Below are 13,378 nucleotides of genomic sequence, written 5' to 3'. Positions count from 1 at the left end.
GTTGCATTTTGATTATTAGCCCCCCGTTTCTGAAAGATCGTGAGCCTGGCGAGAGCGATAAAATCTGGCTTGAGAAAGTTATGGCTTCAGATCTTAAACGTGGTTTTCCTGTCAGTGTCCTCGGCTCCTGGCATGGCGGTATCCATATCAAACATACCGACCACAGTGCCGATGTGGAGAGAGTGAGAGCGATTGCTGATGGTACTGTGATGTCGCTGCGTAAAGCGTCAGGACCTGCCAAAAGAGATCTGGCACCGCTGAATCTCGATGCGGATAAGCCAAAGACTAAAGGCAGTGATGATGGCTATGTACTGTTGAAGCATGAGACTGAAATCGGCAGTGGTGATAACGGTAAAGTCGTTTTCTGGTCGCTGTATATGCACCTGAAGTCTGTGGAACCCACCGTCAAAGTGGGTGAGAAAATATGGCGTAAGGATCCGCTTGGCACGTCGGGAATGGTGGATGGCGTGAATGCCTTTCACTTCCAGATCTTTTGTGATGACGAGAATATTGACAAGCTTGTTGGCAGAAAAACGCAAAAATTGGATATTACTAGTGACGGGAGAACGGATGCAGTTTACGGTGATATTCACTTTTATCTGCCCACAGGAACACCGTTTTATGACAAAGCCCCCGCTCATAATTCAACCGTTACCGCAAGTCTGCATAAAGTTTACAGCAGTCAGTCACCACTGTATGTCAGTATGACGCTGGAGAAAGGCGCATGTACCATGATCACTCGCCAGGAAAATACTGGCACAGAGGGCAAATTTGATGTGATCGGCGACGCACTGGTTAATGCGGATGGAGAGGACTACGAATATAATCTGTACAAAACGGCGATGGCGAATTACTCGCAGAGCCCGAGTGCTGGCTATGAGCTACTGCGTTTTGGGCGGATCATTAATACAGAACATGAGACATTAGTGCCTGCCAGTGCTCCCCTGTGGATGACGGTGAATTATCCGGGTGGAAAAGGCGTGGTCAATCTTGCAGACACTCAGATAAAAAAGTTCAGTGATGCAGATTTTCCGCACTGGACAGGATGGCAACTGGTGGATGATGATAAGGACACCGACAGCCAGTGTAATTCCGGGATCATTAAAAAATTTAAGGATGATGGTGTATACACTGACGTGAAGGACCGACTCATCTGCCATTTTCCTTTTGAATGGGATAAATCAACGTTTGATACCCGTTTCTCCTGGCTGAAGACAGGCAATGAAGAGCATGATCCGATGAAGGAAACTGATTATGCTAAATTTCAGGCACATGCTGAAGCCTTGCTGTTTGATACCGATGGTTTACCTTCCGGTGGACTGTGGCATTTTCATCCAACTGAGTTTATAGAGCACCTCAGGAAGTGCGGGTGGTTGAGTCACGATGAACTATCATCACTTTTGCCAAGAAAGTATTATGAAGGGTATCCAGGAAGAGCAGTAATTGTAACCATACCATGGGCAACATCTTTTGGTCGATGGGATAAATATAGTATTGATTTTAATAAAATATGCAATAAATACAACATATTATCGCCATCAAGAAGAGCTTCATTTCTTGGTCAAGTCTATATTGAAACAGGAATGTTGAGGACCATGACTGAAGGTGGGAAAGGTTCTAAAAATAGTAAAGGCCATTTTGTATCTGAAGCAGCTGAATTCTACCAACCTTTTTATGGTAGAGGATTTATGCAACTGACTTGGCCGCAAAACTTTGATGATTATCGTAAGTTTAGAACTACAAACTTCCTTCCTGATGTAAGTAATGGTTATGTATATGAAGACTCAAGAATTACTAATATAAGCACGCATTATTGGGCCGATCCTCGGAAAAAAGTGACAGATGAACACACTAAGAAAAAAACAGTTAGTATTGATGATAGTTTATTAAAGGTTTGGTATCCACGCTATGATCCAAAGATAATTGCTGATGACACGTATTGTTCTACAGATAGCGCTGGTTTTTATTGGGTTTCAAAACATCACAGTCACGTATTAAATATAAATCGCGTTGCTGATCAAGGGTTAAGCACTGAAACTATAGGAAGATGCTCTGTTCTGGTAAATGGAGGTGGTTTTGGTTATTTTGAACGACAGGCATACACCAGATTCTCATATTTTTATTTGAACGACAATGTATTAAATAGCTTGATTGAAACTGTAAGTGTACGTAAGAGTGTCGAGGAAGTGGATATTAAGATTAATTACACGCGACAATGCAGGTGAGGATTAAATTGAACAAAAAAACAATTAATGCATTTATTGCATTGTCAATTTTTTTTCAGTTTTACGTTTTGTCATTTCCGGCATTATCTGATGATAGCGATGTAATCAGTGTCGTTAAAAATTATGCATATAAGGATGGAGAGCCTTATGCCCTGTCACAAGTATATGCTGTAGAACCTCCAGATGAAGGTTTTTTGCCTTACTATATTTATCATTCAACGATAGAGGGGGTATTCCCTTTTGTAATAAATCGCGAGGGTGTTAAGGGGAAAGATGAACCTTACACACGATGCAATATAGCTTTTAAAATCAATGGAAAGGTGTTAATTCCTGAGAGGAGATATAACTCAGGTTATGCGGAAGACTCTGAGCCTTGCCTTGGATTTCTTGGTTCCATAAAAAAAATACAAGGAAAAGGCAATATTGATTGGCTTGTAACAAATTCGGTCTATCAAATAGAGTCTGATAACCCTGATAAAATTAACGAGGTGTATTTTAATACCGGCAATAAAATTTGCTACGCAGGTGACATAAGCGTAAGGCTGTCATCAGGTAAGATTAAATTATCTAGTTTGGGTAGGGTATTGCCTGCAAGCAATGATTTTTCAGAATGTTCAAAAAACAATTAACAAAGGATTGTATATAGCAAAAAACACACAGGGATGTGTTTTGATATTTTTATATGTATTTGATTAGTTAAAAATCAACATAAAAACCTTAAAGTCAACACCATTAATAAAATAATGAAATATTCCTTAAAAAATCCCCCACCAGTCGCTTATCGGCCTGATCCGGTAGTCTGGTTTCGCTGGTTGCTGTTTTTTATTTTTTTGATGATTGCGGGTGTCATTCTGACTCGTTTGTTCGGAAAGTATGCGGATGCTCTGTCATTCTGGATACTGGCCGTTGGCGGGGCCTGTGCGGTCTGGCTGGGCTGTTTTCTCTTCTGTATCCTGCTGTGGCTGATGCAGCACATCATTGCGAACGGTTATGATGAGCGTCGGGAGGAATGGCTTTTGCAAAAGACCCGCCAGAGCCGTCGGGCCCTGCAGATCCTGCTGGCAAAATGCATGACGGCAGCGCCTTCTGAGGACGACGAGGAAGATACCTCACTTGATACTCTGATGAGCAATACCGGCATCATTTGCGCACAAATGGATCGCCGGGGTAATACCGGGATATATCATTCTCAGTTAATCAGCCATCCCGCAGACACGACAGAAGATATTGTGATCCGAACGGTGGCGGATTTGTTGTTGCCGATAAAAACGACACTGCAACAGCTTCCTGCTTCACAGCCTGTCAACGTCCTGCTGGAAAGCACCTCATCGCTCAGTGCTGATGAGGTGAAGTCTGTATTTGTCGCACAATGGCAGGCTGCCGGGTTGACGAATCCCTTTGTCTTCATCGCCGGAAGTGGCGTGCAGGTGGTGGAGCACTGGCTCGATCACTGCATTCGCGAAAAAGCCCTTCTGCTGGTCCTGGCGCTACAGATTGATCCTGAACAGACCGACAACACTGGCGAAGCGGCGGTGGCACTGTTGCTCGGTAACCGCCTGACGCAAACCACGATTGCCCCCACCGTGCTGCTGCACCGCCCTGACCGTTCACCAGCCGAGATACTGGACACCGGCATGAAACAGGCGGCTTATCACGTACCGTTGCATGGCGATGACGTTCAGCATCTCTGGTACTCCGGGCTGACGCCTGCGCAGTGCTCAGCTGTGATGACCCACAGTAATGCTTTCCCTGCGGGTGCTGTTGAACAGGAAAATCTTATTCAACCCGACCGGTCCATCGGACAGGCCGGGGTGGCAACCTGCTGGCTGATGTTTGCCGCCGCAGCGAACGCTGCCGATATGACCGGACATCCCCATATGGTGATAACCGGGGACAGTACGACAGATGAGATATGGAGCGCCATTATCGCGCCGGTTGATTTCCACCAGGAGAAGGACGCTTGAAACGTTACAGGTCACTGATTTTACCCTCATCGGGGGAAGCCACTTTTGTGTGCATCCTCGCCCTGCTTTTTCTTCTCGTGCTGGGACTGGGTTATATCTCCTGGCATGACCCCGCCATGCTGGGGCTGGTTCAGGAGAGTGCACGACAGCAGCGCTGGATGAACATTACCCTGACGCTCTCTGCCGTCCTGTTCTTTTTACTACTGATGTCGGTCTTTGCCCTGCGTCGTGCAGGTAAAGGGACGTTTAACTACAATGCGGGTGATAAAGGCGATGACGATGCGGGTAAAGCTCAGGACGCAGCTGTTGCGACAGTGCTGCCGTTCATCTCACAAATCCGCAGTCACCTGCGCTTTCGCTATAACACCTTCTGGCGTAATAAGGTCACTCTGTTGCTGGTGGTTGGTGATGAAGCGGTCGTCAGCCAGTTGCTCCCTGGTCTTGTCGCGGCACAGTGGCAGGAAGGCAACCGCATCGTGCTGATTTACGGCGGTGACCCGGCAGCGGAAGTGGACAGTGAACGTTTCACCGCCCTGAGCCGGTTACGCTATGGCCGCCCGCTCGACGGTATTATCCGTGTCCTGGGCGCAGAGCAAAAAATGGACCCTGTGCTCAGCGACGCGGATTTACGCTGGCTGGAACAGGCAGGGACATTATTGCGCTACCAGCAGCCGGTCTGGCTCTGGCAGTTGTGCAAAAGCGAATGGTCGCAGGCAGGACGTGCCCCACAGCCGGTGGGCATCTCCCTTTCCCGTCAGGCCTCCACTGACGAGGTGGCGGCACAGCTGACCGGGCTGCTGCCACAGCTGCGTGAACAGGGGATGGCGCAGATTGCCGTTAATCCACAGCATGACTTTCTGCTGCGTCTGGCACAGTCGCTGGCGGACGGGGAGATTGCAGGCTGGCAGCAGCGTCTGGTGCCGTGGTATTACGCCTCACAGCAGAAGGTTCCACTGGGCGGTGTGATGTTCAGTCTGCCGGAGTTTGCCGTCGCAGAGGCGCAACCGGTCACCACGCTGCATGTGCTGCCGCCTTCGCCGCTCTGGCCGGGTATCGCCACAGCCTGTCAGCAGGTACGGGGCTCCCGTCCTGTCACCGCACGGGAAAGCTGGCTGCCGCGTGCCGTATTGCTGGTAACCGGCTGCTGTGCGGCGGGCATGGTGCTCTCCTTTGTCCTCAACCGTCAGCAGATTATCCGCGTCGCGGACCAGGCGAGGGCGCTGGTGGCGCATCCGGCGGTATCGGATGCGCAACTGACCGCGCTGCACGACCTGCGCAATCAGGCCGGGCGTCTGCAGCACGATATCCGCGCGGGTGCCCCCTGGTATCAGCGCTCTGGCCTGAACCATGCACAGCCGCTGCTCGATGCCCTGATGCCGTGGTATATCGTGGCAAATAACCGTCTGCTGCGTGACCCGGCCTCGCAGGCGCTGCAGCAGACATTACGTCATTTTGCGGACCTGCCTCCGGCAAGCCCGCTGCGCTCACAGCAGGCGAAGCCCGTCTATGACCAGCTGAAAGCCCTGCTGATGATGAGCCGCCCCGATAAAGCGGAAGCGGCGTTTTATGCTGCCACGATGAAAACCGTACAACCCGCACGCCAGGGCATCTCGCCGGGGCTGTGGCAGAGTCTGGCTCCGGATTTGTGGGCGTTTTATGCCGCTGAACTGGCCGGGCACCCTGAGATGGCGATAAAACCTGATGCGGCGCTGGTCTCGCAGGTTCGCCAGAGTCTGCTCCAGCAGCTCGGCAGGCGCAACGCCGAAGGCACCCTGTATGAGAATATCCTCACGCAGGTGCGTCACAACTACACCGATTTGACGCTGGAGGACATGACGGCCGGTACCGATGCGGGGCGTCTGTTTACCACGAAAGAGAGTGTGCCGGGCATGTTCACCCGCCGGGCCTGGGAAAACGAGGTGAAGGACGCCATTGACCAGGCGGCCTCTGCCCGTCGCGAAGAGATTGACTGGGTGCTCAGCGACAGCCGTAAACCGGTGACCGGTGACGTCTCCCCGGAGGCGCTGAAGGCGCGGCTGACGCAGCGGTATTTCACCGACTTTGCCGGAAGCTGGCTCGGCTTTCTCAACAGCCTGCGCTGGGTCCCGGCCCGCAATATTGCCGATGTGACCGACCAGCTGACGCTGATGAGCGACGTGCGTCAGTCACCGCTGATTGCGCTGATGAACACCCTGAGCATTCAGGGGCAGACCGGCCAGCAGGGCACCGGGCTGTCGGACACGCTGATGAACTCAGCGAAGAAGCTGATAAAGCGTGACGACATCCCCGCCATTGACCAGCAGGCCGGCCCCACCGGTCCGCTGCAGGAGACCTTTGGCCCGTTACTGGCGCTGACCGGGAAAAAAGACACCGACGGGGCCGTCAGCACCGGTGGTACGCTGACCCTCGCGGAATACCTTACGCAGGTGACGCGGGTACGTCTGCACCTGCAGCAGGTGGCAACCTCACCGGACCCGCAGTCGATGATGCAGGCCCTGGCACAGACGGTGTTTCAGGGGAAAAGCGTGGACCTGACCGACACGCAGCAGTACGGCACGCTGATGGCGGCGGGGTTGGGTGAAGAGTGGCACAGCTTCGGGCAGACCGTGTTTGTGAGACCGCTGACCCAGGCATGGGAAAACGTGCTCCGTCCGTCGGCGGCGGGGCTGAACGACCAGTGGCGACGCTCAGTGGTCACCGGCTGGCACGCGGCCTTTGACGGTCGCTATCCGTTTGTGGCAACCGGCAGCGATGCGTCACTGCCGGAGCTGGCGGAATACATCCGCCAGGGCAGCGGACGGATTAACACTTTTCTGACGAACCAGCTTGCCGGTGTGCTGCATCAGGAGGGGAGCCGCTGGGTACAGGATAAATCTGCCAGCCAGGGGCTGACGGTGAACCCGGCGTTTCTTAGGGCCGTTAATCAGCTGAGCAGTCTCTCGGCGGTGCTGTTTGCCGACGGTGGTCAGGGACTGAGCTTTGACCTGCAGGCCCGCCCTGTCCCCCGGGTGGTGGACACAACGCTGACCGTTGACGGGCAGGTGCTGCACTACTTCAACCAGCTTCCGGAATGGCAGGCGTTTCACTGGCCGGGCGAGACTTACAGCCCCGGCACAATGCTGACCTGGAGTACCACCACCACCGGCTCCCGCCTCTACGGGGACTACAGCGGGACGTGGGGACTCATCCGCTGGCTGGACCAGAGCCAGCGACAGCAGCTTGACCCGCACCGCTGGATGCTGAGCATGAAAGCCTCCGACGGCAATACCCTGCAGTGGGTGATGCGCCCGCAGCTCGGTAGCGGCCCGCTGGCGCTGCTGTCCCTGCGCGATTTTACGCTGCCGGAGCAAATTTTCCGGACAGGGAATACCCCGCCCCCGTCGTTACAGGCGGATGACGACGATAATGAAACTGACGGGATGGTGCCATGAGTACGCTACAAAAACTGATGGCGGTCTGTCAGGCGGAGGGGGCAGAGCTGACAGACCGGGCTCAGACGAACACAGAACGCTGGAATGCCTGGCTTCTGCCGCTGAGCGAGTCCGCACCAGTCGGGGAAGACCCGGCCTATGACGATGACTTTCAGCAACTTCGCGAGGAAATCAACCGCCTCTCCGGGATGGATACCCGCCTGATTAGCGAACTGTCAGAAAAACTGCTGACCACCGTCTGCAAGGATATTCGCGTGGCGACGTTTTACACCTGGGCACGTCTGCAGGAGGACGGCGACAGCGGGCTGGCGGAAGGGCTGGAGCTGCTGGCCGGGATGCTGCAGCGTTTTGGTGCAGACCTGCATCCGCTGCGTCCTTCCAGTCGTAAAAGTGCCCTGGCATGGCTGTCTGGCCCGAAAATGCTCGACAGCCTCGCCCGCTGGCCGGAGGCGGACCTGCAGGTGACACAGCGTGTTGCCGGGGCCCTGCTGCTGGCCGAAGCTGCGCTGCTGCCCGAAGAGGCAGAGTCGTCCCCGTTTGCCGGCCTGAGCCAGGCGCTGGTCACCCGGCTGGAGCGCTGCGGCGGCTCATCGGCTCCGTCTCCCCGGTCACCTGATGAAGCGCCAGCGAATACCATGGCTTCTTCACGGGAAGCCGCATCTGTATCGACCCGGATAACCGACGGGCGCGAGCTGCTCGACCAGGCCCGGCTGATGGCGGGCTGGCTGCGTGAACAGCCGCAGGGATGGCTCGCAGGCCACCATCTGATGAAAGCCGTGCGCTGGGCGCGGATTTATCAGTTACCGATGCTGAACGCTTCCGGCAGAACCCGCCTGGCGGCCCCGAAGCCGGAACACCGGGCGCAGCTGAAACGTCTTTTTCTGCAGCAGACCTGGACAGCGCTGCTGACTCTCACCGATGACCTGTTTATGCAGGGTGTGAACCACCTGTGGCTGGACGTGCAGTGGTACGTCTGGCAGGCGCTGCTGAACACCGGCAACGACAGCGTACTGGCGGATATTGTCCGCAACGACCTGCAGGGGTTACTTCGTCGCCTGCCCGGACTGGAAACACTCGCCTTCAGTGACGGCACGCCTTTCGCCGATGAGGTGACCCTGAACTGGATCCGCCTGGAGGTACTCAGTGAGACCGGCAGCATGCAGACCCCGTCGCCTGCTGTTGCCGCCGTCGCCTCCACCGGCAATGACATTCTGGCGCTGGAAAGCGAAGCACAGGCAATGGCTGACAGTGACGGTCTGGACGCCGCGCTGGGCTGGCTGCAACAGCGTCCCGGCGTGGTGACCGCCCGTGACCGCTGGCTGATGCAGCTGCTGATGGCAAGGCTGGCCGAACAGTACGGTAAGAGCGCGCTGGCCCTGCATCTGCTGGGTGAACTGCACAGCCAGGCCCGTTCCCTCACATTGCGCCACTGGGAGCCGGAGCTGCTGTTTGAAGTGAAGGCGAGAAAACTGAAGCTGTTGCGCCAGCTTGCCGGACGCAGCGAGACAGAGAAAGCGCGGCTGCAGCCGGAGATGGACACACTGCTGGCCGGGCTGGTGGCAATCGATCCTGTGCGGGCCGCCGTGCTGTGCGCATAACCACCACTGAATAAGGAGAAACACAATGGCAACAGGCTATTACCTGGTACAGGGGGATAAAACCTCCTGTGGCGGCAAAATCACAGGCGGTACCGCCGACCATCAGTTACCCGGCAACGCAGCAGCCTGTGAGGGCGATCCGGTCACCTGCGGTAAGCATGCCGGTACTTACAAAATCACTGGAGGGATCCCAGGCGATATCGTACACGATCGTCACATGGCAGGAACCCTGCACAGCACCAGTACCTGCCCGTGTCGGGCGCACTTTATTCCGTCTGTGACCACCGATACTTACGAATGACCCTTTCCCCCTGTTGAGGGTTGTATTCCTTATTAACGGCAGTGACGATGGTACCTGCCGTTCTCCTCAGTTCTGAAGTGATGATGCTATGGATGATATCACCCTGCGTTATTTTGATGCGGAGATGCGCTATCTGCAGGAGGCCGGGGAAGAATTTGCCCGCGCCCACCCTGAAGAGGCGGCCATGCTGCTGCCTGACCGCACCGGTGCCCGCGACCCTTCCGTCGAACGTCTGTTTGAAGGGTTTGCCTTTCTGATGGGACGCCTGCGGGCAAAGCTTGATGACGATTTGCCGGAGCTGACCGAAGGGCTGGTCAGCCTGCTCTGGCCGCACTATCTGCGCACCATTCCCTCTCTGTCGATGGTGGCCTTCACTCCGGCATGGCAGGTGATGAAAGAAACCCTTCACCTCCCCCGGGGTTTTGAGGTGGTGTCGCGCCCGGTGGGCGAAAAAGGCACCCGCTGTCGCTATACCACCACCCGGGCGATGAGCCTGTTACCGCTGTCGCTTGAGCAGGCCACGCTGACAAACGACACCGATGGCCGCGCCATGATCCGCCTGCGCTTCGCCTGCAGCGGGCTGGCCGACTGGAGCAAAACGGATGTCTCCCGTCTGCCGCTGTATCTGAATGCCGATCCCGCGCTGGCCTGTGCCTTGCATGAGGCCCTGACGCTGAACGTGGCAGGTATGTGGCTGCGTCTGCCCGGTGAAACGGATCGTCGTCCGCTGAAGGGCTATTTTGCCGCACAGGGATTCGGGGATGAAGACGGCCTGTGGCCGCAGGGCGGCAGCAGTTTTGCGGGCTGGCAGCTGCTGCTGGAGTATTTCACCTTCCGGGAAAAGTTTATGTCGGTCTGTCTGCGGGGGCTGGAAACGGTCACGCTGCCCGCCGTGCTCACCGGGTTTGAGCTGGACGTCGTGCTGAATAAACACTGGCAGCATCACTTTTCCTTCTCTGAGCGGCATCTGCAGCTGAACAGTGTACCGGTGGTCAATCTTTTTCCGCTGGAATCCGACCCGCTGAGTATCAGCGCCCTGCAGACCGACTATCTGCTGCGTCCCATGCGTATTCAGGACGGTCATACCGAAATTTACTCGGTGGATGCAGTGCAGTCCGGCAGCGGGCACCGCTATGTGCCGTTTTCCAGCTTTCGCCATAAGGGCGGGATGATGCGCCATGCCGCACCGGAATTTTACTACCACACCCGTATGCGCCGGGGGGGATCGGGGCTGCATGACACCTGGCTGATACTCGGCGGCGAGGGGTTTGATAATCTGACCGTACCGGATGAGCACCTGTCGCTCAGCCTGACCGCCACCAACGGGCATCTGCCGCGACGGGCGCTGGAAAACACGGTGCTGGATACCGTGGTAAAAGGCACCGATGTGGCGATGTCCGTGCGTAACCTGTGTGCCCCTACCCAGCCCTGCTATCCCCCGGACCGGGACCGCTTTCACTGGCGCGTGCTGAGCCACCTGGGGTCCGGCTTTCTGTCGATGATGGACAACGCCGAAGTGCTGCGCGGGACGCTGGCGTTGTATGACTGGTCGGGGGAAGAGATGAACCGCCGTCGGCTGGAGGCGATTATTGACGTCAGACACAGCGAGACCGAACGCTTTCATCAGGGGTATCTGCTGCGCGGTGTGCTGATTGAGGTGACTCTGGACAGCAATGGTTTCACCGGTCGCGGGGATATCTGTCTGTTTGGCGAGATGCTGAGCCGCTTTTTTGCGCTCTACACCGATATTCATTTGTTTAATCGTCTGGTCTTTATTCTGCAGCCAACCGGAGAGCGTCTGGAATGGGAAGAGAAACACTCGCGACGGATACCCGGTTAAACCCGCGCCTGGAGGTGGACATCACCCGGATGGGGTTTTACCGTCTGTGTCAGATCCTCGAAAAACAGCATAGCGGTCATCCCCCCACCGGCAGCACCTCAAGCCCGGCTGACGATCCGGTGCGTTTTTATCCGCATCCCGGCATGGGCTTTCCGGCAGGTGAAGTGAAAGCCGTGGAGTATGACGAAAACGACCCTGCCGCCCCGCCGGTGATCCGCACCACCTTCCTCGGTCTGTATGGGGTGGACTCGCCGCTGCCGACCATCTGGATCGACGATATTGTACTTCAGCGGGAAGGGCATGAGGCGATGCAGGGGTTTCTGGACATCTTCAGCCACCGCATCATGACCCAGTTCTACCGGATCTGGCGTAAATATTCCTACCCGGCAACCTTTGAAGCCGGGGGCAGTGATGCCATCTCGCAGTCGCTGCTGGGCCTGGTGGGACTGGGGATCCCCGGCACGGCAGGACAAATTGCCACACCGGTGTCGCGCTTTCTGGCGTTGCTGGGCGTGCTGCGTCTGCCGGGGCGCACGGAGGCGGGGATCCGGGCCATCGTGCATCTGCTGGCTCCGGCCACTGGGGTGCAGGTGTCGCCGTACAGCCCGAGAACGGTCGCGGTGAATGAACAACCGGAGCTGACGGATGACGGAGAGATAGTACTGGATGGCAGCGTCCCGCTGGGGGAAACGGTGACGGATCTGAACAGCCAGCTCGTGATTGCCCTGCGAACCGATGATGAACAGGAGGCGCGAGACTGGTTTCCGGGCGGTGAGTTACATCAGGATTTTCTGGTGATGTTGCGGGTCTACCTCGGCTGGCGCTGCAAAGCCCGCATCACGCTGACGGTCGGCACGCCCCGGCTTGCCATCCAGCCACTGGGTGAGGCGGGCTTTTCGCTGGGGATGACCGGCGTACTGGGTGTGGACGCACCGGCCACCCCGGACGATATTCCGGCGGATATCCTGCCCGTTTTTACCCTTGAACTCTGTCATTACCACGGACTTACCCCGGTGGTACCTCAGAAAGGAAATACACGTGTCATATATCGGTTTGACTAAATGGCGTTATGGCTTCGTCCCGCTACTGGCGGTGCTGCTGTCAGGTTGCGGCCTGGCCCAGCGTACCTCGGAAGGGACGGCAGCAACCATGAAAGCCATTTTCTACAAAAAAATCACCACCCTGCATCTCGACATCACCGCCCGGGAGGCGCTGAACACTGACGCGTCAGAAAACAACCATATATCCGCGCCAGTGATGGTGCGAGTCTATCAGCTGAAGGACCGGAAAGCGTTTGATCTGGCGCTGTATCAACAACTGGTGAAGGATGACAATGAGGCGCTGAAAGGCGAGCTGCTGAGCCAGCATGACGTGGTGCTGAAGCCTGGTGCCGATGAAGCGCTGAATCTGCCGATGGATCCGGACGCGAAGTGTGTGGCGGTGGCGGCGTTCTTCCGCCAGCCGGATCTCACGAAGCAGAGCTGGCGTCTGGTGATTGACCGGGAAGCGCTGGATCCTGACAAAGCGCGGATCGTTGAGGCCAGTGATAACCGGCTGCGGCTTCTTCCGGTGAAGGGGAAATCATGACCCGTCCGTCACTGTACGACAAACTGTATGGCAACTTTACCGGTGGTCTGCCCCTGAACGAGGTGAGTGCTGAAAACCAGGGAATTTTGTCGGTGCTGGATAACCTACAACGTATTCTCAACTCCCGCGCAGGCTCCCTGGCGCACCTGCCGGACTATGGCCTGCCGGATATGACGCTGATCCTGCAGGGCATGCCCGGTACCGTCCATGAACTCAAAACCACGCTGGCAAACGTGCTGCTGAAATACGAGCCGCGTATTCAGGACATTAACGTGGTGATACTGGAGCAGACGCAGCCTGGAGAGCTGCGTTACGCCATCGAAGCGGAACTGCACGACGGCGGGCTGGCACGCTTCGGCACCGAGTTTATGCCCGAAGGCAAAGTGCTGCTCCGCCACCTCAAACAACAACGCACACTCCCCTCCTGAGTTA

The 13,378-nt window shown here is 56.0% G+C and carries 9 protein-coding genes and 1 pseudogene; all 10 read left to right on the top strand.

Annotation, left to right across the window (positions count from 1 at the left end):
* Positions 1-8: 8 nt before the first annotated feature.
* Positions 9-2,225 (top strand): M23 family peptidase, encoded by a 2,217-nt coding sequence (locus ACERY3_RS04270; RefSeq protein ID WP_373225121.1) that lies wholly within the window; start codon positions 9-11, stop codon positions 2,223-2,225.
* 8 nt (positions 2,226-2,233) lie between these two features.
* Complete coding sequence (locus tag ACERY3_RS04265; protein ID WP_373225120.1) at positions 2,234-2,854, top strand: hypothetical protein; 621 nt, start codon at positions 2,234-2,236, stop codon at positions 2,852-2,854.
* A 231-nt stretch (positions 2,855-3,085) separates the two neighbouring features.
* Positions 3,086-4,189, top strand: a complete 1,104-nt coding sequence (locus tag ACERY3_RS04260; protein WP_373225118.1) for a hypothetical protein — start codon at positions 3,086-3,088, stop codon at positions 4,187-4,189.
* Entirely contained in the window at positions 4,186-7,620 is a 3,435-nt protein-coding gene (locus tag ACERY3_RS04255; protein WP_373225117.1) for an ImcF-related family protein, read from the top strand. The genes ACERY3_RS04260 and ACERY3_RS04255 overlap by 4 nt, the downstream gene beginning before the upstream one ends.
* A complete protein-coding gene (gene tssA / locus ACERY3_RS04250; RefSeq protein WP_373225115.1) occupies positions 7,617-9,218 on the top strand; it encodes a type VI secretion system protein TssA in 1,602 nt (533 codons plus the stop codon). Before ACERY3_RS04255 ends, tssA begins: the two co-directional genes overlap by 4 nt.
* A 25-nt stretch (positions 9,219-9,243) precedes the next feature.
* Positions 9,244-9,516 (top strand): annotated as a pseudogene (locus ACERY3_RS04245) (PAAR domain-containing protein); the annotation flags it as partial.
* A gap of 91 nt (positions 9,517-9,607) precedes the next feature.
* A complete protein-coding gene (gene tssF / locus ACERY3_RS04240) occupies positions 9,608-11,359 on the top strand; it encodes a type VI secretion system baseplate subunit TssF (protein WP_373225114.1) in 1,752 nt (583 codons plus the stop codon).
* Entirely contained in the window at positions 11,323-12,420 is a 1,098-nt protein-coding gene (tssG, locus tag ACERY3_RS04235; protein ID WP_373225113.1) for a type VI secretion system baseplate subunit TssG, read from the top strand. Before tssF ends, tssG begins: the two co-directional genes overlap by 37 nt.
* On the top strand, positions 12,398-12,946 hold the full coding sequence (gene tssJ, locus ACERY3_RS04230; RefSeq protein ID WP_373225112.1) for a type VI secretion system lipoprotein TssJ: 549 nt from the start codon (positions 12,398-12,400) through the stop codon (positions 12,944-12,946). The genes tssG and tssJ overlap by 23 nt, the downstream gene beginning before the upstream one ends.
* Positions 12,943-13,374, top strand: a complete 432-nt coding sequence (gene tssE / locus ACERY3_RS04225) for a type VI secretion system baseplate subunit TssE (protein WP_373225111.1) — start codon at positions 12,943-12,945, stop codon at positions 13,372-13,374. The genes tssJ and tssE overlap by 4 nt, the downstream gene beginning before the upstream one ends.
* Positions 13,375-13,378 lie beyond the last annotated feature (4 nt).

Origin of the sequence: Enterobacter cloacae complex sp. ESBL7, assembly GCF_041679625.1 — a bacterium.
Taxonomy (GTDB): domain Bacteria; phylum Pseudomonadota; class Gammaproteobacteria; order Enterobacterales; family Enterobacteriaceae; genus Enterobacter; species Enterobacter asburiae_B.
Note: the sequence above shows the minus strand (reverse complement) of the source record. Positions and strands in the feature narration are given on the sequence as shown.